25 protein-coding genes are annotated in these 21360 nt (G+C 46.2%); 9 read left to right on the forward strand and 16 right to left on the reverse strand.

The features are described 5' to 3' along the window. Positions 1–75: 75 nt before the first annotated feature. Genes H6H03_RS32410 through H6H03_RS32435 form a run of 6 tightly spaced genes read right to left on the reverse strand, consistent with a single transcriptional unit; the run spans position 76 to position 2371 of the window. A complete protein-coding gene (locus H6H03_RS32410) occupies positions 76–273 on the reverse strand; it encodes a hypothetical protein (RefSeq protein ID WP_190959138.1) in 198 nt (65 codons plus the stop codon). An 8-nt stretch (positions 274–281) separates the two neighbouring features. Further along, positions 282–542 carry a hypothetical protein gene (locus H6H03_RS32415; RefSeq protein ID WP_190959139.1) on the reverse strand — a complete coding sequence of 87 codons (261 nt, stop codon included), beginning with the start codon at positions 540–542 and terminating at the stop codon, positions 282–284. Further along, the gene (locus H6H03_RS32420) at positions 532–789 is read right to left on the reverse strand and encodes a hypothetical protein (protein WP_190959140.1); all 258 of its coding nucleotides are present in this window, start codon (positions 787–789) and stop codon (positions 532–534) included. Before H6H03_RS32420 ends, H6H03_RS32415 begins: the two co-directional genes overlap by 11 nt. Then, positions 786–1022 (reverse strand): hypothetical protein, encoded by a 237-nt coding sequence (locus H6H03_RS32425; RefSeq protein ID WP_190959141.1) that lies wholly within the window; start codon positions 1020–1022, stop codon positions 786–788. Before H6H03_RS32425 ends, H6H03_RS32420 begins: the two co-directional genes overlap by 4 nt. Beyond that, positions 1019–1252, reverse strand: coding sequence for a hypothetical protein (locus H6H03_RS32430; RefSeq protein WP_190959142.1), 234 nt, complete (start codon positions 1250–1252; stop codon positions 1019–1021). The genes H6H03_RS32425 and H6H03_RS32430 overlap by 4 nt, the downstream gene beginning before the upstream one ends. Positions 1253–1255: 3 nt before the next feature. Further along, entirely contained in the window at positions 1256–2371 is a 1116-nt protein-coding gene (locus H6H03_RS32435; protein WP_190959143.1) for a ParM/StbA family protein, read from the reverse strand. Between the two features lie 257 nt (positions 2372–2628). Here H6H03_RS32435 and H6H03_RS32440 point away from each other — a divergent pair, with 257 nt between their 5' ends. From H6H03_RS32440 to H6H03_RS32450, 4 genes are all read left to right on the forward strand, one after another. Continuing rightward, a complete protein-coding gene (locus tag H6H03_RS32440) occupies positions 2629–2841 on the forward strand; it encodes a ribbon-helix-helix domain-containing protein (RefSeq protein WP_242058095.1) in 213 nt (70 codons plus the stop codon). 81 nt (positions 2842–2922) lie between these two features. Then, the gene (locus H6H03_RS32445) at positions 2923–3648 is read left to right on the forward strand and encodes a hypothetical protein (protein WP_190959144.1); all 726 of its coding nucleotides are present in this window, start codon (positions 2923–2925) and stop codon (positions 3646–3648) included. A gap of 279 nt (positions 3649–3927) precedes the next feature. Then, complete coding sequence (locus H6H03_RS41580; RefSeq protein ID WP_277926214.1) at positions 3928–4062, forward strand: hypothetical protein; 135 nt, start codon at positions 3928–3930, stop codon at positions 4060–4062. Further along, positions 4062–7619: a DUF3987 domain-containing protein gene (locus H6H03_RS32450; RefSeq protein ID WP_242058096.1), complete on the forward strand. Its 3558-nt coding sequence runs from the start codon at positions 4062–4064 to the stop codon at positions 7617–7619. Before H6H03_RS41580 ends, H6H03_RS32450 begins: the two co-directional genes overlap by 1 nt. A gap of 419 nt (positions 7620–8038) precedes the next feature. Here the strand turns inward: H6H03_RS32450 and H6H03_RS32455 are convergent, their stop codons facing one another. The 4 genes from H6H03_RS32455 to H6H03_RS32470 all read right to left on the reverse strand — a co-directional run bounded on the left by H6H03_RS32455 (position 8039) and on the right by H6H03_RS32470 (position 10022). Next, entirely contained in the window at positions 8039–8188 is a 150-nt protein-coding gene (locus H6H03_RS32455) for a hypothetical protein (protein ID WP_190959145.1), read from the reverse strand. A gap of 34 nt (positions 8189–8222) precedes the next feature. Beyond that, positions 8223–9053, reverse strand: a complete 831-nt coding sequence (locus H6H03_RS32460; RefSeq protein ID WP_190959146.1) for an oxidoreductase — start codon at positions 9051–9053, stop codon at positions 8223–8225. A 174-nt stretch (positions 9054–9227) separates the two neighbouring features. Continuing rightward, positions 9228–9722 (reverse strand): nuclear transport factor 2 family protein, encoded by a 495-nt coding sequence (locus H6H03_RS32465; RefSeq protein ID WP_190959147.1) that lies wholly within the window; start codon positions 9720–9722, stop codon positions 9228–9230. 75 nt (positions 9723–9797) lie between these two features. Then, on the reverse strand, positions 9798–10022 hold the full coding sequence (locus tag H6H03_RS32470) for a hypothetical protein (protein ID WP_199339167.1): 225 nt from the start codon (positions 10020–10022) through the stop codon (positions 9798–9800). Positions 10023–10504: 482 nt separating this feature from the next. Between H6H03_RS32470 and H6H03_RS32475 the strand changes: the two genes are divergently transcribed. Continuing rightward, positions 10505–11410 (forward strand): AraC family transcriptional regulator, encoded by a 906-nt coding sequence (locus tag H6H03_RS32475; protein WP_190959148.1) that lies wholly within the window; start codon positions 10505–10507, stop codon positions 11408–11410. A 231-nt stretch (positions 11411–11641) separates the two neighbouring features. On the opposite strand, the gene H6H03_RS32480 is transcribed toward H6H03_RS32475, so the two are convergent. Further along, positions 11642–12148: a cupin domain-containing protein gene (locus H6H03_RS32480; protein WP_190959149.1), complete on the reverse strand. Its 507-nt coding sequence runs from the start codon at positions 12146–12148 to the stop codon at positions 11642–11644. 22 nt (positions 12149–12170) lie between these two features. After that, on the reverse strand, positions 12171–13667 hold the full coding sequence (locus tag H6H03_RS32485; protein ID WP_190959150.1) for an FAD-binding oxidoreductase: 1497 nt from the start codon (positions 13665–13667) through the stop codon (positions 12171–12173). Positions 13668–13739: 72 nt separating this feature from the next. Between H6H03_RS32485 and H6H03_RS41585 the strand changes: the two genes are divergently transcribed. Next, complete coding sequence (locus H6H03_RS41585) at positions 13740–13862, forward strand: hypothetical protein (RefSeq protein ID WP_277926215.1); 123 nt, start codon at positions 13740–13742, stop codon at positions 13860–13862. Between the two features lie 23 nt (positions 13863–13885). On the opposite strand, the gene H6H03_RS32490 is transcribed toward H6H03_RS41585, so the two are convergent. Further along, on the reverse strand, positions 13886–14059 hold the full coding sequence (locus tag H6H03_RS32490) for a hypothetical protein (RefSeq protein ID WP_190959151.1): 174 nt from the start codon (positions 14057–14059) through the stop codon (positions 13886–13888). After that, positions 14059–14997, reverse strand: coding sequence for an alpha/beta hydrolase (locus tag H6H03_RS32495; protein ID WP_190959152.1), 939 nt, complete (start codon positions 14995–14997; stop codon positions 14059–14061). Before H6H03_RS32495 ends, H6H03_RS32490 begins: the two co-directional genes overlap by 1 nt. A gap of 215 nt (positions 14998–15212) precedes the next feature. On the opposite strand from H6H03_RS32495, the gene H6H03_RS32500 reads away from it, so the two are divergent. Beyond that, positions 15213–16133 carry an AraC family transcriptional regulator gene (locus tag H6H03_RS32500; protein WP_190959153.1) on the forward strand — a complete coding sequence of 307 codons (921 nt, stop codon included), beginning with the start codon at positions 15213–15215 and terminating at the stop codon, positions 16131–16133. 148 nt (positions 16134–16281) lie between these two features. Continuing rightward, positions 16282–16461 (forward strand): hypothetical protein, encoded by a 180-nt coding sequence (locus H6H03_RS32505; RefSeq protein WP_190959154.1) that lies wholly within the window; start codon positions 16282–16284, stop codon positions 16459–16461. Positions 16462–17087: 626 nt separating this feature from the next. Here H6H03_RS32505 and H6H03_RS32515 read toward each other — a convergent pair. Further along, positions 17088–17948: a hypothetical protein gene (locus H6H03_RS32515; RefSeq protein WP_190959155.1), complete on the reverse strand. Its 861-nt coding sequence runs from the start codon at positions 17946–17948 to the stop codon at positions 17088–17090. Between the two features lie 370 nt (positions 17949–18318). Then, positions 18319–20115 (reverse strand): MobV family relaxase, encoded by a 1797-nt coding sequence (mobV, locus tag H6H03_RS32520; RefSeq protein ID WP_190959164.1) that lies wholly within the window; start codon positions 20113–20115, stop codon positions 18319–18321. Between the two features lie 408 nt (positions 20116–20523). Between mobV and H6H03_RS32525 the strand changes: the two genes are divergently transcribed. Further along, positions 20524–21360, forward strand: an 837-nt coding sequence (locus H6H03_RS32525) for a ParM/StbA family protein (protein ID WP_190959156.1), incomplete at its 3' end; no start/stop codon positions are given.

A 21360-nucleotide genomic window follows, 5' to 3' on the forward strand; every position in this document is an offset into this window, starting at 1 on the left:
CCAAATTGTGTGATGTACTTGATGCATCAGATGGGCGAACGCTGTGCTTGCCGGCTTTCTGCGATCGCTCTCCCATCACTGAAAAAAGCCTTCTCTAGAAATGTCCACAGTTGAAGCTGTGGCTGACCATTGCAGAGTATTGAAAAACTGGCTGACATCCCCAAGCGTTAAATCACAATCAAAATGTAAGCCTTGATATTGTGGATGCTGCCTAATTTGGGTTACTAATTGTTGGGCTTGTGCAATCAATTCTGGCAGTGGTTGAATATTCATAATTCACCTCAAAAAATTGATAATTGCAGCGATTCTTGACTGATAACTGAAGCATTAGTAGACATCCCTGACACTTCGTAACAGCGAGTAGTTAAAGCTTTGTGATTCAGCAATAAATCAGCCTTCTTTCGTTGTCCAGATAGAGGGCGAAAGTGATATTTTTGATGCTGGATTGTCCCTGTTCTAAATAGGTACTGGTATAGCGTTCGGTCGATTTGGTAAACTTTGGAATTGGTTAGTAGGGTTGAGTCATAAACTCTATTTAGCATTTGTTTCTCCCTCAACTTGGGAATAAAACTCGATATCTAGGATTGCTTCGTGAATCTCTAAAAGTGCTTGAATGGCATCACCCAAACGCAAATCATTCGATGTGCTGAACCTTGAGAAGCCTTCAATTTGTTTGTAATTTGGTGATGCTTGCACGAACCTAAGAGTCTGTTCGCAACCCAAGAGAATGGTCATTATTTCGGTTGTTGTTAGTGATGGTTGTGTCTGCATGGTTTGTTGGTCGCTCATACCTTCTTAGACCTCTTTTTTGTTTTGGATAATTCTGGCTCCAATTGTGTCGAGACTGGCTGTTCTTTTGGCTTTTGAAGTACATAGCTGATTGCCCCAGCACCACCCACAGCAGCAGCGATAGTGAACATATTGTTTTTACCGATGTACTGCACTCCGAAATAGCCCAATGCAATAGTTACGGCTGTTGCACCAATGCCAAAAAGCGTGTTCTTTACTGTGGATTTGGTCATGCTGCTCCCTTAAAATTAGTGACCATTGCGCTAAGTGCCGATTTATTTGGCTGTGTAGGTTGCGGTGTTTCTACTTTGGGCGATGTTTGTACATTACCGTGTTGAAAAATCAACTTTTCTACACCTGCACTAAGGGCTTGTGTCGGTGCATCTTGGGGTAAATCAAAAATCTTGCACAATTCAATTACTGCTAGGTAGGAGATGGTTATACGCCGAGATTCGTAATTCATTAATTAGGCTCCTAGAGATATTTGACTTAATAGTTTCAAGCCCAATGCATTGATAAATTGGGGATTTTTCAAGACCACAAAACCTAAAGAGGCGAGATTTTGATCCACCACTGGTAGAGAAACACCCCCACCCCAGGCGACAAGGTATTTAGCGCGGTCTAGGTAATTACCAGCAGTGACAAAGTTGGCAAATTTCTCAATTCTGGTACTCCACCAAGTGTCAAGACACTGGCTGTACTCGGTTTCAAACTTCTTACCAGTTAGGTGATTGCCCCCGTATGTGAAAGTGCCTTCTAGAATGCCCTGGTTAACGAGACTGGGTGAGTGCTTCACATCCTTGGACAGCAGACTTACTCGGTCGTTTCGCTTATCGAGGGCTTCTGCAATCATCGAGTGGAGTTCACCGGCTCCACCCTCAATTAGATGGCGGTCTATGACTGCACCACTGCCGTTAAAGACAGTCACTAGCCAAGTTGATGAACCGATATCGAGAGCGATCGCCAATTCTGAAGGGTCTAGTACTAAAGATGCTTCACCAAATAAGCAGTGAGCAATGCTTCCAAAACCCTCTGGATATACGCCAGTAACCGCGATTTCAACTGTCTTGTTGACAATGGAACGAGTAAGTGGGTGTAAATGCTCAAAGGTGTGAATTCCTGACACTCTGCGTTTAATCTCTTGTCCCCAACGTTCCGGGTTGTGGTTGCTCAAACTAATTGAAAGCTTGAACCCATCGGGAATGTTGAGAACTGCTAAGTCTGCAAGGATGCTTTCTAATGCCAGTTCTGCTTTTTTAGCTTTGTCTTCATGAAGTAGGGTGTGGTCAGCCTGTGCTAGAGCTGCACTGCCCCAGAAAAATTGAATATCTTTTAAGTCCAGGCGTGAACCTTCTACATACCGTACCCATGCCCCATCTTTTGAGATGGTTTCGTGGTGCATGATGTTGCGGTTGCGAACTAGTGAGTATGCGGCAGGCATCATGATGCAAAAATCACCGATGATTGCCTTGCCATATCCTGCGCCTGGGTCTTTACCTCCTGTAAGGTCAGTTAGCCCGGAATTGGCTAATAAGTCAGCTTGAACGAGCCAATTTTTGGCATTGGTATATGTGGTTGTCATGGTTCAGATGATTGGTAAAAGTCTTATTTATTCTGGGTTTGGAGAATTTATCGGCTGAAGTGCCCATAATCCACTCATCCAGGTTTTGGCAAGCCTAAACTTCACTTTCTGGCTTCTGTTGCCTTTGTTGGGTGACTGCTTTTGGCTTGATGATGCTAGTATAGCACTAATAGTGCTAATAGTGCTAATAGAACTTTTAGTGCTACTAATGTTATTAGTGCTTTTGATATCTTTAATGTGCTAGGAGAGTAATATGGATGCTGTATACAGCAATTAGTTGTGAATTAATGGCACGACCGCGAATTACAGTTACCGTGTCTGATGACGTTTATCAGTATCTTAATGAATGGGCAGATCGAGAAGAACGACCATTGGCTAATCTTGCAGCTTACTTGCTAAGTCAGGCTGTCAGAGAACATCAAGAACAAAGTGAATCTGCCAAACCTAAAAAAGGTAAGGGTACAGCATAAGTTAATCACTAAGACAGGACAGATAAATTCAATCCAGCATACAGATGAACCCTGACTTAACTATGATTTTTGATACCACCAATGACCACAGTTAAAGACCCACTACCCAATTTTCAACTCCCGCCGCACAACGAAGCGGCGTTAGAGATGATTAGGGAAGCTATAGAGCATGAATCCGCTCTTGCTCTAGCGGCTGGTAGTTTTGCACTTGGTACAGGCAGTTTCATTAGTCCTTTTGGCTGGGTTGCTTTTGCATTGGCTTACAAACCTTTGGTACGAATTCAAAAACTTGCACGGTTAGAAAAATTAACAGCTGCTCTTTTGGATGAGTTTAAGAGCGAGGAAATACAAGTCTTTCCGGTAATTAAGGTAGAAGACAAAAACCCTATCGACTTGTTCATTAGGTTTCCGCGCAAAACTCACTTATTTATCTCGATTCGCTCAAAAGGAGACAGCGAGATTATTTATAACGAAAAGAGGGAGATTTTACAGGTAAAGCGGAAAAACAAAGGTGGTTTAAGAACCTGGGAACCCTGCCCTCTAGTTGAACTAGCAGATTACAAAAGCTGGTTTGACAAAAACAGAAATTTGTTTGGGATGTCCTCTCGTGAAGCTCAAAAGACACCCACAGCAAAAGTTTTGGTCTTATGGCCTCCCACCAAGGCGGCCGACGATCATAATTCACACCTTTTTTCTGAAGTTGGAGGTATGAAAACTCTAGCTCTCAGAAGGAAAGGGACTGCATTTGTAATTCAACAGGAGGAAATAACCGAGTTTATCAAGGCTTGGTTAGCCCAGTACAAATAGGCAAAACAATGAAAACCTCACGTCCTGCGAGGACAGCGAGGTTTTCCAATGGAATTGGGGTATCGGGTTTTAACAGCGCCTGATTAATATCCCTAATAGTAATCTTATCTTACACGAAGTGAGTGTTAAGCCCTTGTTACACTGCATAGCTAGAGACAAACAGTAATTCAGGAATTTTATGTAATTTCGTGCTTATATTTCTGAAAGTTTGTATTAGAAGATTACTGTAAAGGATAGCTCCAATTCCTCCAAAACACACAGTTAATGGAGGATCGGGAAGTGCAGATACAGCTATTTAATGACTCAGCCACTCGTAGCAAGCGACACTACGCATCAGTCGCATCCAAGGAACCACAAAATTATCTATTAAGCAACGGTCAAAAATTAAATAATGTTTTTGGAGGTATGGTGTAATGGTTGCACAATTCTTCACTACCTCCGACTTTGACAAAGCTCAACTTCTCTGTGGCTTGAAGCTAATACCTTTAGATTGGGCATTAACACCAGTTTTAGGCAATAAAAATCCATACCGCGAAGATTGGAACCACGCTATTCCCATGAGTCGCCGACAATTAATAGCGGTCATAGAAAATGGCGATACAGCAAGCGGAAAAAATGGGCTTTTTACGGTTTATCCACAGGGGTACGGGCTGAGAACTGGTAAATGGTCTAACGGGATTTTAGCTCTCGACGCTGATGGAGAAGCAGCCCATGAAAAATTAAATCAACTTGGTGGATTGCCCAAAACCGTCAGCTTCACATCAGGTAAGCCAGGGCGATGCCAGTATCTTGTGCAAGTACCTCAAGAATATTGGTCAGTGATTTCAACCAAAAAAATTAACACTGGCGTAAAAGGTGCTGACGGGAAAGACCAGCTTCTAGAACTGCGCTGGAATGGATGTCAAAGCGTTTTACCTCCATCAGTTCACCCAGAAACAGGCTCATATAAATGGGTAAATTCGCCTCAAGATTGCGCGATCGCCCAATGCCCCACCTGGATAATTGAGTATTTCTTAAATGAATCCACTACTGTCACTACAAATAGCACATCCACAACGCTACTAACTGGCGATGTACCTCTCTACCAGTGCTTAACTAAAGATGACAGGGATTTAATTGACTGCGGTGTAGGGTCAGGCTCAAGGGATGATAACGGGGCTAAACTTGCCCGTAACTTGATTGGCACAGCTAGCCGATTAACGCACCTTGGGTATCGGTATGAGGGTGACGCTAGGCAACTGTTTGATGATTATTGCTCTAGATGTTCGCCGCCCCTGTCTACTAAAGATGCAGAGCGCATCTGGAAATCAGCAGCCAAAAGCAATCCCTCAGCCACACTGACCGATGACGCTCTTTTGAATTGCATTAAAGCATGGCACAGAAACCAGAGTCAGGGAATAAGCCATCATCAGGGACGCGCTCACGCCGCCGGCAATGGGCGGAACGCAATCACTGACAGCACCACCAAAGGCGCTCACACCAACACAACAAATAATGTTGTCCTGCACCCAACTGTCACCATCAACTACGATGCACTCAAAACTTCTTACATCAAATTACTGGAAGCAGGTGCATCCAAATCAGAGTTAAGCCGCTTTAAAGCAGAAGTAGGCAAAGAATATTATCCCATTAAACTAGATAAATTCCTGAGCGATGTCGAAACCGAATATCGCACAGCAGAAGATGACGAACTCATCAAAGAAGATATCCAACTCGTACTTGATTCCGACAAACACGAACTAGATATCAGGCAGTTTTTACCCGAAAAATTAGCCACTGCTTTGATGCTGTTTGGCATCAACCAATCTCTGCCACAAACATCATTAATGATGTCGCTAATTAGCGTCATTAGTGCATCTCACCTGATTGGTACACAGGTATTGATTGGCAATAAACACAACGAATTTTATCAAAATCCCGCCATCAACCATGCCCTAGTTGGTGATAGTGGGTCTGGGAAATCAATTATTTTTAGAGCTTTAGTGAAAAAACCACTCAATGCTTTAAGAAAGGCAGAAACTAAACGCTACCTAGAGTCCTCACAACAGTACGACAAAGATTTAGCCGCTTGGGAACAATCCGGTGAATCTACTCCCCAACCAGAACCGCCAAAACCGATTAACCGAATGTACCTAACCGGGGCAACTCTAGAGGGATTAAAAGATTACATAGCCAAAGCCCCAGATTACTCAATCCTGAATGTGGTTGACGAGTTATCAGGTTTATTCGGGGGATTTAATCAATACAAACGCGGGCAAGGTAATGACCGTCAAGAGTTTTTAAGCTTGTATGACGGTGATGGTTTCAGTGAAGCCAAAGTTTCCAAAAATATTTTTGTGGAAAAAAGTAATACCGCTTGGCTGGGCGGGTTACAACCGACCATACTCCACAAGTATTTTCAGTTAGGGGCAAGCGATGGGCTACTGCCCAGGTTCACATTCTCTGTCTTGCCGGAAATCATTCGGCTATTACCGGATGAGAATGCTTCTTGCATTGATGTCACCGGGATATTAACTGGACTCTACAGAGCCATTCTGGATTGCCAGCCACAAACGTATCACATTACGGGTGAAGCGTATAAATATTTCCGGGAAGTAGATACTAAATGGCAGTATGAAGCGGCAAAGTTGCCCAATGGGGCATTAAAAGAATTCTTGAAGAAATGCAAAGGGTTGTTGGGACGGCTATCACTCAACCTGCATCTCATCCATGAACTATCAAATCCGTATTGTGGCACACCGCCAACAGTTATCCCCTTAATGCGGGTAAAACAAGCCGCAGGTATACTAGAGCATTTATTAAAGCAGATTCAGGCAGTCCATTTACAGATTGCAGGGGAAACCACCTCCTCGGCGATCGTCGCCATGATTAACTTGTCGGTAAAACGGCAGTCACTAGGAGAAGAAGGATGGTTAAACGCCAGGGAGATTAGCCGCCATCAGAGTGCTAAGGGACGGATGAAGTCCCTTGAGATTAGAGAACTGATGACTAAAGCCAAAGATATGGGGTATGGGGAGTTAAGGGGGAGTGGAACAAAGTTAGAATTTCGCTCCAGCAAAATTGTCGGCGAAATGTCGGCGAATGGGTTAAACGCAGCCAAGCCTAATATACCAATGGTTTTGAGTCCTGAGCCTCAAAAAATGTCGGCGGTTGTCGGCGAAATGTCGGCGACTGATGAAATAGTTGGAAGCAATGAAAATACTGGGTTTGAACCATCTCAATTAAATTTTGTCGGCGATGTCGGCGATTTTTGGGCAAATTCTGAAAATTTGGCAGGGGGTGAAAATGTCGGTGGTTTAGGAATTTCAAATTTGGCGCAAGGGGGTGAATTTGTCGGCGGTTTAGGAATTTCAGATTTGACACAAGGGGGTGAATTTGTCGGCGGTTTAGGAATTTCAGATTTGGCGCAAGGGGATGAATTTGTCGGCGGTTTAGGAATTTCAAATTTGGTGCAAGGGGGTCAAAATGTTGGCTCAATCAATCTTGGAGATTCGCCACCCCTAAAAAGAGATGAAAATATATCTCTAATTGCGCCGACATCGCCGACAAATTCACCATTAGAAGCGCCAACCCTTGATACAGAGCCAGTTGGGGCTGCCGAAAACTCGCCGACAAAATCGCCGACACAATTGCCGACAAAATCATCAACACAAGCGCAAACCGATGTAGAACAAGAAGAAGAGTCTGCCGACATCTTGCCAAAAGTCCCGCCGACAGTCGCCGACAGTTGCCAACTACAATTGGATATAGATAATATCAACTACTCTGATTACAAAAGTGTAGTGGCTGCACTACATAAGGCTTGTATGCTGGGTGAAGGTTACCAAGTGGCTGTAGGCAAGATTTACGCTTCTTCTTGCAGCAATGTACAAATTTTAATTGCCGACAGTGCTACCATTCCCTCTCAATCAAAGCAGTACATTCTGGCTTGTTATGAATGGGTCTTAAATGAAATGACCAAGATTAACTAGACTCCGGACTGTGATTTACTCATTCTCAGTTCAGACTGACGACTGTGGCCCATGACTGCTGTACCCAGACAGCAGCCGAGATCTGCGACCGAGCATCGCTGTTGCCCAGTCGTGGCAAGAGTTCTATTGACAAAACATTCAAAGTGAAAAAGGCAGAAGGCAGAGGGCAGAGGGCAGAAGGTTTGCAATCAGTGTAGGCTTCAGACCTACACTGATTGCAGGACACCAAATCAGAGATTTTGGAGTGGGGCTTCAACCCTTACTCCCTTCGGTCGTGGCAGAGGGCAGGAATCTGAATTCCCTTCTGCCTTCTGCCTCCTGCCCTCTGCCTTTCTGGCTAAAAATATGAATGTGTAAGTTCTTGCACAGATGCTACTTAAACGCCGCGAACAGGCTCACTAGGATGCTCCCGCCAAGCATCAACAATTCCTTTCTCTACGCGATCGCTCTTTGGCAGACTGAAGATCGACACCTTGATGCAACCAAGTCAGGAACATAACCTTTGTGACGCGGCTCAAGTCCTCAGTAAGAAGGTAAGAAGTAATCTTGCCACCGAGAACTTGAAGCATTTATTCATATCTACTTTTTTTTCACCATCTTCCACTATCTGTAATCAGTGGATTCAGCCAGAGTCCGCCATTGTGCCGTCTCTTGCTCGACGTAAGCGTTTTTCTGGGCAATGGCTCGAAGGGTGTCTGTGCCGAGCGGCAACCGTAGCGGTGGCGTATCCGCATTCGCGAGTTGAAGCATCGCCTGGGCAAGCTTGGTCGGGTCTCCCGGCTGTTGATAGCTCAGTTGGGAGGCGATTTTACGAACTTTACCAACTGTCTCGGCGTAATCGGGAATTTCCATTGCAGTGCGCTGGAGTGAACTGCCATCGAGAAAATTGGTGCGGAAGTATCCTGGCTCGACCACCGTTGCATGGATGCCCAGAGGCGCTAACTCATCATGCAGCGCTTCGGTAATGCCTTCAACTGCAAACTTGGTTGAGGAGTAGATGCCCCACCCTGGAGTGGAGCGATAGCCCCCGATCGACGATAGGTTGATAATGTGTCCAGAGCGGCGCTGGCGCATACTGGGCAATACGGCACGGGTCATATTCAACAGCCCGAAGACATTGGTGCGATAGACCCGCTCAACCTCTTCGGCACTGGTTTCTTCGATGCCGCCGAGTACACCGAATCCGGCATTGTTGACTAACACATCGATCTGCCCAAAGCGTTCCAGTCCTGCTGCAACTGCCGCTTGCACCTGAGCCTCGTCGGTAATATCCAAACTGAGCGCCAACACATTTGGGTTCGACTCAAATTGATGCAGATCGGTCTTTTTGCGGGCAGTTGCAATTAATTGGTCCCCTGCTGCCAAAACAGCTTTCGCGATTTCGGCACCAATTCCACGGGAAGCACCTGTAATGAACCATGTTTTCTGAGTCATCTGTCTATCTCCTTTATTGCCTTATCCTTTCATTACTTTTCTGGTATGGGTTCATCATAGGCTTTAGGGAAAAGGTTCTAAATACATAAACCTTGCAGGTTATTGCCTAATTTTCTCAAACTGGAGGGTGAAACAGGCATTGACGCTCGGTGTACTGCAAATCGCAATGTTTTATCACTTCTTGCGCGGCGGTACGCGCCTCCAGAATTCATCGAAGGCTATCGAGTCAAAGAATGCGATGACTTTGACAATCTTTCCGTCCCGCATCTCCATGAACCAAGCGTAGGTGTTGCGATAGGGCTTACCGTCCACTGCTGTGGCCTCACCATCAAACAACACGATAACTGTGTCACCTTCGCTGTATAAACTGCGGATAGTGGGGGATAGGGGTTTGGTCAACCGGGCGTTGAACGGTTTGATCACCGCATCTAGAAATTCATCGCGAGACGCATATTCTTTAGCAACTAGAGAATTTCCTGTAATTGTCCAGGTAGCATCAGCCGCAAGCAACTCGAATGGTCCTCCGGTTCCAGCGCGCCAGCGATCAAAACTTGCTTGAATCAGTTGCTTGTTCACTTCGGTCTTTGTTTCAGAGGCATTCATAGTTGGAGTTCCCATCAAACATGCGATGATGACGGCAACAAAAAGGTATCCTGCGCGGGTAAACATGTACACTCCTTCTGGGGTTGAGGTAGCTTCTCAAAATCATCGCTCCACGAGTTTCTTTGCGACGGAACCGATCAGTCAGAATTTGATGACCGCCCGCCCAACAACATTGCCCGTCCACAGGAGATCGAGGGTTTCGTTGACCTGATCGAGGTTGATAATTTTGACCGTGTGACGAATCTTGCCCTGCGAGGCAAGCGCCATGACTTCGGTCAGATCGTTGTAATTGCCCCAGAACGAACCGTGATAGGTATATTCGCGAGCCACCAACGGAAACAGCGGGATGTCAATTCGATCGCCCACCAATCCGACTGACGCATAATGCCCACCGATAGACAGAAGCTCAAACGCATTTTTCGTTACAACCTAATTCAGTGCTCATTTTGTCCCCGTTAGGTTAGTGAGCTTGCTGCCTATCCTAGCTACATTTCAGTGTTCAGCGATTGCCCAATACAAATCACTCAAGTTCTTTGAGACATCTTTGTTCTTCTAAGAATTAGTGAATAACAGCGTTATCTCATTGAATGAGTAGCCGTATTTTTGTCCAATAGTCCGATTGATCCAGCTATCAAAGCAAGTTTCGTTATGCCTTGCTCATTGCCTTATCCTTTCATTTCCCCTTGGAATGTGTTCATCATAGAGTTGAAAGAGTTAGCACTAAATACATAAAACTTGCACATACTTGCCTAATACTCTCAGGTAGAGGATTGACCAGAGGGAATATTCTCTATATAGTGTCTGGAAATGCCTAAATTTCTCAAGCATCCAGCAGGGCGATTGAAATAATGAAGCGGGGTACAGCGAGCAATTTATGTCAAGAATTGGCAACATTAGTGATTCGGCACACTCATGGAAAGGGAAACGGTATCCATTCAACCGCCATTGAGCAGTTGGAATTGATGCGGGAATCTACTGCTCCGACAGCACTCTGTGCCGTGTATGAACCGACACTTTGCATAATTCTTCAGGGTAAAAAAGAAACCTTACTGGGCAAGGAAACCTATCACTATGGGACGGCTCAATACATCGTGGTCACGGTCGATCTGCCACTCAGCGGATTGATTGTCGAAGCAACACCGGAGCAGCCATATCTATGCTTTAAGCTCAGTCTGGACGCGACTCAGCTTTGGAATATTATCGATCAAATCCAGCACAGTTCAGATCAAAAAGAAAGTTCAGTCAGAGGCTTGTTCGTCAGTGATGCTGATGAATCGTTGATTGATTGTGCCATCAGGCTGACACGGCTTTTAGATACGCCGCAGCATATTCCATTTCTGGCACCGATGATTGTTCGCGAAATCTATTACCGCCTTTTAATTGGTGAACAAGACGAAGCAGTTCGGCAGATTGCGACATTTGGGAGTCATATGCAGCGCATTGCGGAAGCGATCAAACAGATCAAAGCTGAGTTTACAAAAACATTGCGGGTTGATGATTTGGCAAAGCAAGCAAATATGTCTCCCGCATCATTCCATCGTCACTTCAAAGCAGTCACTTCAATGAGTCCGATGCAATATCAAAAACAGTTGAGGCTGATGGAAGCCCGTCGTCTAATGCGGATCGAAAACACCGATGTAACCAATGCTGCTTATCAAGTTGGGTATGAGAGTGCCTCACAATTCAGCCGTGAATATTCTCGTATGTTTGGTATGTCACCCATTAAGGATATTGCACAATTCCGTAAAGTCTAAACAGGGGATTTGCCAATGCATCTGTATCAGCGAGACCTTCGGTATGAGAAAAAGGCGCGGTATGCTTGAGGGTATTAAATGACAGCGACTTCAAGAGGCTGGTGACAGCCAGGAATCTTGCCCCATCAATCGATCATCTATGTCGCGACATAGGGATGGGGTGGTTAGATGGGTTGAGAAGTAAGTACTTTCAACGGTATCTGTTCCACCCCTCCCTATCCCAAACTCACGTTAATTCAGTGCAGGTTCAGTAGCAGCGTTGGAAGATGGAGCTTGAACAGACAGGGGCGCTCCAACGATCCAAGTGTCGTGCTGGCGTGCAAGCTCTGTCCAACCTTCGGGCGGCGTTTGACCGATTTTGGGGAAAAATTCGTCGATGCCACCGGGGACGAAAGTGCCGAGCATCCGGGCCCTTCCGGGTCCAAGATTCACCCATCCATGCACGGTGTTACGGGGTACCACAACCGATGTTCCTGGCCCAGCCTCAAACTCTTTACCAGCACAGTGGAAGCGAAATCTGCCTTCAAGCACTTCAAAGATTTCTTCCCTATCTTTGTGATAGTGGAGTGGCGGCCCTACAAACGGTGGAACATTCACTTCAATAATTGTGAAAGCCCCATCGACATCTTTGCTATGGACGCGGATAGCCATCTGCTCGCCGGGCATTGTATCGAACCAGTCGAGGTTCTCGCTCTGTCCAACAATTGCAACTTTGCTTTGATTGAATTGAGTACTCATTGTTTTAGGGGTAAAGGTAGTGCTATGAACTTACTGAGGTAACAAGCATCGCTGGGGTAGCGGTGGGTTTGATATTCTGGTTGCGATGAAACAGATTGGTTGGGTCATACTGGTTCTTGAGTGCCACGAGTCGCTCGTAGGTGGCAGTCGGATAGACCTCACGAATCCGCTGCTCCCCCTCATCCGCCAGGAAACCCACATAAGCACCGTTAGCGTAGGGTAAGAGCGCCCGAAAGACTCGCTGGGTACGGGCATCGAGACTGGCAGCATCGGCAGATAATGGTGCGAAGTGAGCGATCAACACCATGCCCTGTTTATCGCGATGAGCAAAGGCGGTCGCATCGGTTGCGACCCGACTCATCGCGCCACCCAGGACACGTAGGGAAACCAATGTTTCAGGAGATATGACAGATTGAGCGGATTCAACTAATGCGTGTATCATCTCGTCTGAGAACGTCTCGAAAAACTGCGATCGCGAATGATGCTGAAAGCCAGGGATTTCACCAACCGCTGTAAGCGCAAAAATCTCTGGATAGGGCATGGGAGCGATCAGGTCGGCGATCGGGGTGGCAAGCTGACGCAGGGGAGCCACAACCCGCTCACCCTCGCTGATGTCACCGATGTAGCAGACCATAATCCCGACGACTGGAGTGCCTTGTTTGTCAGGGGGAATGAAGGGGGCAGGAGGTGCCAGCATGAACAAAACTTCAGTGGAAAGTTCATCGGGTGCTGCCGCTGCTAGACAAGTATACTCTCGCAGAATGCGCTCTGCCTCGGTTGCCTCATAAAAGACGGCACCACCCAAAACAGTTCCGCCTGGATGCAGGTTTACCTCGAAAGCCGTTGCAATGCCAAAGTTGCCACCGCCACCGCGTAATCCCCAAAACAGTTCGGGATTTTCATCAGCACTGGCACGCAGCAGTTGTCCATCTGCCGTAACCAGTTCCACTGCTTGCAGGCGATCGATCGTTAAACCGTAGGCACGAACCATCCAACCGATGCCGCCACCCAGCAGCAAGCCACCCACACCCACAGAAGCAACGTCGCCTGCCGTCAATGCCAATCCAAAGGGTTGGAGCTTTTTGGCAACCTCACCCCAGGTAAGACCTGGTTCCAAACGCGCTGTGTGGTGTACCGGATCAATTGTCATCGTCTTCATGTAGGAGAGGTCGATCACCAGCCCACCGTTATTGGTGCCATGTCCGGCTGCACTATGTCCTCCACTCCGCACAGAGAGCGTCATTGCCTGCTCACGGGCAAAATTGACAGCGACTTTGACATCTTCCGCATCAATGCAACGCACGATTGCAGCGGGATAGCCATCAGCGAGACCATTCCAGACTTTTCGTTCAGCTTCATACGCAGGGTTACCAGGCAGGATCAGTTCACCTCGGATCTTCGAGGCAAGTATCTCCATCGCTTCTTCGTAGTCATGCAGCTTCTCTTGTGGAGATGCTATTTGAACATGAGTTTGCCCATTTTGCTCGTATTGAGCAGTTCCTTGATGTTGTTCTGACATTAATTACTTCCTTTCATTGTTTAGAGACATAAAAATACTCCTGTTCATCAATGCGCTGTGTCATGAACAGTAATGGATTCACACCAATACACTCCTCCATTCACCATCTTTTGTGATGGCGAAGTTAACTCCGCTATCAATGACGATCGATTGTTCAGTAACAAAACTAGAAGTGCCGGAACAGAATTGCAGTAATCACGAAGTTTGACTAATCACACTCACGTTTGGATTAAGAGTGTCACCTGTGTTGTAGACATAATCAAAAGCGCCACGATCGTGGAAAAGATGCGATCTGCGCTAGCCTGGGCTTCGCCCCGCTTCGCTAACGGCAACGCCAAGGGCGAACGCAGCAGCACTTCGCTATCGCAAAAACAGTCTGCTCCAGCGTCCATTAAGCGGCAGTAACTTCCAAGACAGGAGCCTCAACGTGTTGCAGATATTTCTCAAACCATTTCACGGCAGTTGTGCTGGCAATCTCGAAACCCTTTCCCTGGAAACCGTCGAAGTGTCCACCCTTCAAGATTGTGAAAGACTTCGGCTCCATCGCATGAGCGTAGACAGCAGCGGTTAAGTCGGGAGGTGCAAGAAAATCCTTCTCACCTACAATCAGACATAGCGGAGTGGGAAAGATCGCCTCCAGGTGAGGAACGGGTTCGTAATAGAGCGAATGCTCGATCGATTCAAAGGTGATGCGATTCTCCCATCGTCCTTCACTGGCGCTTTTAGCAGATTCAACCCAGGTGTATGCATCGGGTGTCGGCAGAAAGCTCGGTTGCCCGGGTGCGGCAACCAGGGGAAAGTAGCTCACTTCCCCAGTTTGATACCGTTTGATGCGGTCTTGTGAAAGCAACGTTGTGAGTTCATCAAGGTCAAGGGGTGAAGTCAGGCGACGGGAGTTGAGAAAAAGATTCACTGTCGGCATCTGGGCTACGACGGCTTTCACGCGCCGATCAAATGCCGCCAGATGCAGCACATGACCACCGCTATAGGAGAAGCCCCAAACACCGATGCGATTGGGATCAACTTCACGTTGCAGTTGAGTCCAGGTGATAGCATTGCGGTAATCCTCGTGCTGCTCGGTCGGGAGCATTTGTCCACGAGGTTTTCCCTCACTGGCACCGATGTAGCGGTAATCGAACAGCGTGACAACGAATCCAGCTTGAGCGAAGCGCTCAGCAAACTGAGGTAGCCCCATCTCTTTGGTCAAGCCAATGCCATGCGCCATGACAATGGCAGGACAACGTTGACCAGATGCGGCTTGATCTGGAGTGTAAAAGGTGACGGAACACTTTAACCCTTTACTGTCAAAACTGGCAGTTCTTTTGTGCATCGCTCTCCTTTATTGCCTTATCCTTTCATTGCTCTTCTGGCATGAGTTCATCATAGGCTTTGGAAAGAAGGTTATGAATACATAAACCTTGCAGTTTATTGCCTGATTTTCTCAAACAGCAAGATGGTGCTCAAAAGAATCCTCTATAATAGGTGCAGTAAAACGATGAGAGGGATGTCTCACGATACGTCGCTAAACGTTGACAAGGATCTGGTATGGCAGATGAATTTCTAAAGCGCGAGACCACGATTGATGCTTGTCAAGAATTGGCAAGATTAGTGACTCGCCACACGGATGGCAGAGGAAACGGTGTTCATTCAACGGCGATCGCTCAGTTGGAATTTATGCGAGAATCTGCGGCTCCGACAGAACTCTGCACGGTGTATGAACCGACGCTTTGCATTATTCTTCAAGGCAGAAAAGAAACCTTACTAGGACAGGAAACCTATCACTATGGTGCGGCTCAATATATTGTTGTCACGGTCGATCTGCCGCTCAGCGGAAATATTGTCGAAGCAACGGCGGATCAGCCGTATCTCTGCTTTAAGCTAAGTCTGGACGTGACTGGGCTTTGGGACATTATTGAGCAAATTCAGCGCCATCGAGATCAAAAAGAAAGTTCAGTCAGAGGCTTGTTCGTTAGCGATGCAAATGCCCCGTTGATTGAGTGTGCTACCCGACTCACACGGCTTCTGGATACGCCCGAAGATATTCCATTCCTGGCACCGATGATGATTCGCGAAATCTATTACCGTCTTTTAATGGGCGACCAGAGCGAAGCGGTTTGGCAGATTGCGACCTCCGGCAGCCAGATGCAGCGCATTGCCGAGGTGATTAACCAGATCAAAGCTGAGTTTACAAAGCCACTGAGCATGGATGATTTGGCAAAGCAAGCGAGAATGTCTTCCGCATCATTTCATCGGCACTTCAAGGCAGTGACCTCAATGAGTCCGTTGCAATATCAAAAGCAGTTGAGGTTATTGGAAGCCCGTCGTTTGATGCTGGCTGAAAATGCAGATGCAACCCGTGCGGCGTATCAAGTTGGTTATGAGAGTCCTTCACAATTCAGCCGTGAATATTCCCGCTTATTTGGTGCACCACCTATAAAGGATATTGAACGTTTACGAATCGCCTGAACATTGCAGTTTTCTACATGTAGCTGACATTCCACTTTTGGGCTAATTCGTGTAACTAGTGACCGAAAGTATTGTAACTCCGTTCGTGTAGCAATCGCGATCGCTCTTGGTCAGTTCCAACTTATCAATCGCAATCGCTACAACCCTGATGATTTCGTTGGCTGATAAAACCTGCTTATGGTTGCAGCACATTGAGCAATTGCAGGTACGATTGCGATCGCGTTTTAGTCAACGACAACTCGTTTGGGGATTAAGGCTCAATCGGGAGAGTGAGCACACTCGCGCTGGAACTGTGTTGAAAATTGCGATCGCTTTCGGGTGCTGTTAAATTCACAGGACAGATGGCCAGCTATGATAAGGCGCACGGAACTATTAACGTAGCGACCAAAGACGGGGAGAAGTGCGCCTACTTCAGGGAAGCGTTTGTGATTGGTTAATTTCTCTTTTTAAACATAATTGTGGAGGCAATTTTCAAAGAGCTTGGAACGGAACACTGCCAAAGGATGTTTACTAGTATCCAAACGCGATCGCACTTCGAGAAATGATTAACTTATGTAACGAACTGTGCCAGTTGTAATGCCAGTGCTACAACCACTAATCTCACGTTGGGGAAGTAGCACGTTTTCACCCGGCTGGGAAGCTTAACAATGTGGCAGTTGCGTTATGAATTATTATTGAATTTCCTACAGGAAGGGAAAGGCTGCCGCCGACAACCTCTCCCTTTGTGTAGAAATAATTATTCTGATACGCCGTATTTTTTAATATCTGGTATTCCTTAACTTAGGGAATAACAATTTCCACCCCTGGGTATATCCTTTCAGGATCGGGGCCTATTATGGGTTTATTAACGTTAAAAATTCGCTCCCAATCATTAGCATTTCCATAAAGTTTTTCTGCTATTGTCTTTAACGTGTCACCAGGTTGAACTAGAGCAAGTTAGAAGCACACAAAACCTCACTGCTGGTATGTGTGGATACTCAAATAGTGATCTGTGGATGTAAGGCGTGATATTGGTTGCAAAATAACAAGTAAGTAATTACCATTCTTGAGCGATTGAATAGCCAAACTGATAACAGAAAAATTCAAAAACCAAGATTGATATGAATTAAAAGGGATAGCTATAGATAACTTCATGCCTTGTGATAATTGATAACAATCAAGTATTTTCGCTATGTCTACCGTTTTCAGCACATCCAGGTATTTTCGACCATCTAAGTCAGGGTAGCCTTGGTTAATAACTTCATCAAGTACCCTAATTTTGTATTTTCCAGAACTGAGGAATAATATCTGGGTTGTGCCGGGTGGTATAGGTGGGTGTGTTATGGGTGCTGGTGGTGGCGGTGGTGGTGGCGGTGGTGGTGCTGGTATATGTGTTCGTTTTTGTGTAAGGTATGGCGTTGGTGCAGTAGGAATCTTTGACAGCGATACAGCGACGGCTCTACCAAATGCACTTTTAAAAGCCTCGCTGAGTGTCGGTAATTCTGTTGTTATTTTGTCGTACCAAAGCGATTTGCACTGTATTAATGCAGATTCACCATCATAATCACGTAAAAAACACATTTGCCCAATTAATGCCTTAGTGGAGGCTTTGGGGATATTTTCCAAAACACGCTGCCATATAACAGTAAGGTCATACTGTGGTGTTGGGGGTTTGGGTGGTGGAGGTGTTTTTTGGGCTATAAACTCAGAAGCATCCGACAAAGAATCGAAATCAGCAATCTTTTCAAAAACTTTGTAGCAGCCCCTATCAAATCGAACTTCGTACCCTCTATGTGCTGCAATTTTTTTGAGTTTGGCTAGGGTTAATCTATTCATGTTAAATCGTACTAATTAAGCAAGTTGATAGCCGCAGAGATTGTTGGTTTTATGTCAAGCTGGGTGAAAAAGCCGATTCGGAAATATTGAGGGTGATTTTGTGTAAGTCACCGATTGATACGCTGTCAGTGGCGGCACTTGAGTTAGAGACACAATCCGGTGAACCCTCGGTAAGAAGTGAATATGTGGAGACAACATGGCTAATAATTGGCAGTTTTGCGTCAGATTGATTTTATTTTAATTTTGTTTTTTGAGGCACAGTACGCCAAATTTTTGCTTTTGTTTTTTTTTGAGCGAAAATTCATGTAGAAAGGAGAGTAATTTGAAAAAAAGACTATTAAAAACTACATCAGCACTACAAAAACCACTTTTAAAGACTCAATTCATCCTCCTGCTGCTGTTGCTGCTGCTGTTGCCTTAACTGTCGCCCATAATCAATAAGCTGCTGATTCCAATCACTGGCTTTAGATTTTTTGATTTGGGACTGTGGCAGTAGTTCTAATACACGCTGTGCCATTGCATCAGTGCTTTTATCGTTACCAAACGCCACCAGTATATTAGGAACTTTTTGCAATCGCTCAACAGGCAAACTTTTGATGTCATCAATGGCTATATAAGCTGTTCGTTCGGGTGGAACATCGCCCCTTATAAGATATTCCAGCATGGCTCTTGAGATAGCATCGATGGGGGATTTGCACAAAATCGCTGTTGAGGTTTTATCATTAGCCTTTCCCCCCAAACTGAAGTAAAACCAGCTATCACTGCGCTTAGTGCCTTTAGAGTAACCCTTAAATCTGTTGTCCTCTCCCCTAGTTCCTCGTAGGAATGCACCGTTACGTTGACCATCAAGATTCCGCATGACAAAAACAGCGTTTTGTTGGTCATCAGCGTAAACAAGCCCCTGGTTATGAAGCATTTGAATACAGTCAGAGGGGATGCCCCGTGTTTGGGTGAGGTAACGTTCAACGGGAGTCCAGTTAGCTTTATCCTCAACAGGTGGGGTGAATTGGGGACGCGGTTCAGCCTGGATAATGTCAGCAGTAGCTTTTTTAGCGTGGGCTAGAGCTGCCCGTTCTGCCCCGGCTTCACCAAATCGGTCACCCAGCCAAGCGATCGCAGAGCGAAAATTGCACCCCTGTACATGCATCACCAAATCAATCGCACCACCGCCCCCCTTCTGCTGGTCGGGTGAAAAGTCGTAAAATTTTGAGCCATCTATATTAATGATGTGACTGTGACCCCTCCACCGTTGCTGATCGTAATCTAGCCCCAACTCCCAGGCGACATCCTCCAAAGCCAAGTCGCGCAGTTGTTGGGTCTTTAACTCAAGTTCGCGCACTTCTTTTTCTAACCGTTGTCGCTCCTTCTCGCTGGCTCTTGCTCGTTGCTCAGCACGGGATAGTCGCTCTTGCATGAAAGCCCGGTCAGCCAGTTGGTGGTTGAGGACATGGAATTGGTCATCATTCTGAATCCGGGCAACGTAATTTGTAGCGGATTCAAAAGGTTCGGGTTCAAGTTTTTTATTCGACCAGACGTTGGTTAGTGGTTCGCTGTTAACGGCTTGGTAATACTCCTTTACTTTGGTGTGGGTTGCTTTGCTGCCCTTAACACCCCGTTCAATTCCCAAAGGAGCGAGTGCCGAAGCGTAACTATCTTGCAGCTTAGATAACTTAATGCTGCCAACACGACCATCACCACCGAACATTTCCTTGTGACTTAGCTGTTTAGTTTTGTCGTTGATGGGGACGATGTAAGCATGAATGTGGGGAGTAGCTTCATCCAAGTGCAATTCTGCTCGGACACACTTATCACCATAGTGGTTAATCAGCCATTGTCGAGAAGCTCCAGCGAACAGTACCATGCGGTCTTGCTCCCACTCCCCAGCCTTAGATGGGTCATGAGGGCGAAAATATTCGGGCGATGCCGATAAAAATATCTCACTACACAGCACGGCATCCTTGCGGGGTTTGTGCTTTGTGGTGCTGGCTATCTTCGTTTTGACTAAATCTTCCAGTGCTGTACCGTCCTCAGTACCAATCAGCCTGAAATTTCTTTTAGTGTTGTCAGCGTTTGGGGTATCTTGTAAACGGGCGGTATGCTTCTCGCTACCCCCGACATTGCCGAAAGATTTGAGTTTTTCAACGCGCAGAATCGCCAAAGCTACCATTGGTTTTCTTTCGGATTTTACAATTGTGCCAAAGGGGTGCAAATTCCCCGAAGGGGCGAACGTAGCTTCTGCGTCCTGAGCGTAGCGAAGGATGGTCTCCGACCACCCGAAGGGCGCGGAAGTGTAGTGAGTACACCTCCATACTAGTACCCCTAACCGAAATTCTGCGGCTACCGCCCACCAACCGAAAGCCATTGGCACTTCTTGGCACACAATAGTGCCTCTTTAGCACAGCTTTAGAGCAAACCTGCACAATTGAGTACGGCTAAATCACCACTGACACTCATGGGTCGGAGTCAGTCTTGTGTGCCAACTTGTGCCAAATTGGTGATAAATCTGTACCAATTTAGTGCCAACTTGCTCTAAAAATGCGTCATCATAAAGTCATTACTTTAACCAGCTATTTGCATGACTGACATTTACCTTAGCGTGGACGTTGGTGGGTCGCAAACTAAGATAATTTATCAAGTGGATGACCAGACTAAACCTAGTTATCTTCTGCTGCCACCTGCCATAGAAGAGATTACTAAGGATAAACTCAATTTTTTTATGGAACGCTTGGGCTGGATTGGTAGCCCTTCACCAGATCAACAACTGTGGGTCGAGTGGAATAACAGAGTGGTGGTGTTGGGTGAGTTCGCGGCTAACTTTGATCCGCTTGACCGCATTAAGGAACTCAAATATGAGAATGCCTTGTGGAAGGTACTAGGGGCTGTTGGCTTAATTATTGAACTAAGCAAGGTCAAGGTGACGGCGAAAAAACAAATTTACTTGGAGCTGGCGTTACTTCTGCCGTGGAATGAGTACAGCGATCGCCGCCGCTTTGAAGAACAGTTACGGGTGATGCTGGCTGATTTTACGGTACGTCAACTTTCTTTAAAGGTGAACCTAGAGCGTTTCTTGTGCCGTCCTGAAGGTGGGGGACTAGCGGCACTGCGAATCAAACAGCAGGGGGTAGATTGGTTACGCAATCAACAACTAGCTGTATTGATGTTCGGTCACAGGAACACGACAGCACTTTATTTTGACCGGGGGCAACTGAAGCTGGGGGATAGTCCACTGTTGGGCTTTGCCAATATGTTGGATATCGTGCTGGATATGACCAGTGGTTTAGACCGAGAGCGTTTAGCTAATTCTTTATTTGATGCACGCTACACGATTATTAATAAGGTCTACAGCAAAGACCGTAATCACTCGGCACGCCCTAATTGGATAACTTTTGACCAAATACAAGCTCTAGCAAGT

It is taken from the genome of Nostoc paludosum FACHB-159 (assembly GCF_014698835.1).
Taxonomy (GTDB): Bacteria; Cyanobacteriota; Cyanobacteriia; order Cyanobacteriales; family Nostocaceae; genus Nostoc; species Nostoc paludosum.

Coding starts and splice junctions, on each gene's coding strand:
- H6H03_RS32410 (WP_190959138.1), bottom strand. CDS start 273: ATGAATATTCAACCACTGCCAGAATTGATTGCACAAGCCCAACAATTA.
- H6H03_RS32415 (WP_190959139.1), bottom strand. CDS start 542: ATGCTAAATAGAGTTTATGACTCAACCCTACTAACCAATTCCAAAGTT.
- H6H03_RS32420 (WP_190959140.1), bottom strand. CDS start 789: ATGAGCGACCAACAAACCATGCAGACACAACCATCACTAACAACAACC.
- H6H03_RS32425 (WP_190959141.1), bottom strand. CDS start 1,022: ATGACCAAATCCACAGTAAAGAACACGCTTTTTGGCATTGGTGCAACA.
- H6H03_RS32430 (WP_190959142.1), bottom strand. CDS start 1,252: ATGAATTACGAATCTCGGCGTATAACCATCTCCTACCTAGCAGTAATT.
- H6H03_RS32435 (WP_190959143.1), bottom strand. CDS start 2,371: ATGACAACCACATATACCAATGCCAAAAATTGGCTCGTTCAAGCTGAC.
- H6H03_RS32440 (WP_242058095.1), top strand. CDS start 2,629: ATGCTGTATACAGCAATTAGTTGTGAATTAATGGCACGACCGCGAATT.
- H6H03_RS32445 (WP_190959144.1), top strand. CDS start 2,923: ATGACCACAGTTAAAGACCCACTACCCAATTTTCAACTCCCGCCGCAC.
- H6H03_RS32450 (WP_242058096.1), top strand. CDS start 4,062: ATGGTTGCACAATTCTTCACTACCTCCGACTTTGACAAAGCTCAACTT.
- H6H03_RS32455 (WP_190959145.1), bottom strand. CDS start 8,188: ATGCTTCAAGTTCTCGGTGGCAAGATTACTTCTTACCTTCTTACTGAG.
- H6H03_RS32460 (WP_190959146.1), bottom strand. CDS start 9,053: ATGACTCAGAAAACATGGTTCATTACAGGTGCTTCCCGTGGAATTGGT.
- H6H03_RS32465 (WP_190959147.1), bottom strand. CDS start 9,722: ATGTTTACCCGCGCAGGATACCTTTTTGTTGCCGTCATCATCGCATGT.
- H6H03_RS32475 (WP_190959148.1), top strand. CDS start 10,505: ATGAAGCGGGGTACAGCGAGCAATTTATGTCAAGAATTGGCAACATTA.
- H6H03_RS32480 (WP_190959149.1), bottom strand. CDS start 12,148: ATGAGTACTCAATTCAATCAAAGCAAAGTTGCAATTGTTGGACAGAGC.
- H6H03_RS32485 (WP_190959150.1), bottom strand. CDS start 13,667: ATGTCAGAACAACATCAAGGAACTGCTCAATACGAGCAAAATGGGCAA.
- H6H03_RS41585 (WP_277926215.1), top strand. CDS start 13,740: ATGGATTCACACCAATACACTCCTCCATTCACCATCTTTTGTGATGGC.
- H6H03_RS32490 (WP_190959151.1), bottom strand. CDS start 14,059: ATGGACGCTGGAGCAGACTGTTTTTGCGATAGCGAAGTGCTGCTGCGT.
- H6H03_RS32495 (WP_190959152.1), bottom strand. CDS start 14,997: ATGCACAAAAGAACTGCCAGTTTTGACAGTAAAGGGTTAAAGTGTTCC.
- H6H03_RS32500 (WP_190959153.1), top strand. CDS start 15,213: ATGGCAGATGAATTTCTAAAGCGCGAGACCACGATTGATGCTTGTCAA.
- H6H03_RS32505 (WP_190959154.1), top strand. CDS start 16,282: ATGATTTCGTTGGCTGATAAAACCTGCTTATGGTTGCAGCACATTGAG.
- H6H03_RS32515 (WP_190959155.1), bottom strand. CDS start 17,948: ATGAATAGATTAACCCTAGCCAAACTCAAAAAAATTGCAGCACATAGA.
- mobV (WP_190959164.1), bottom strand. CDS start 20,115: ATGGTAGCTTTGGCGATTCTGCGCGTTGAAAAACTCAAATCTTTCGGC.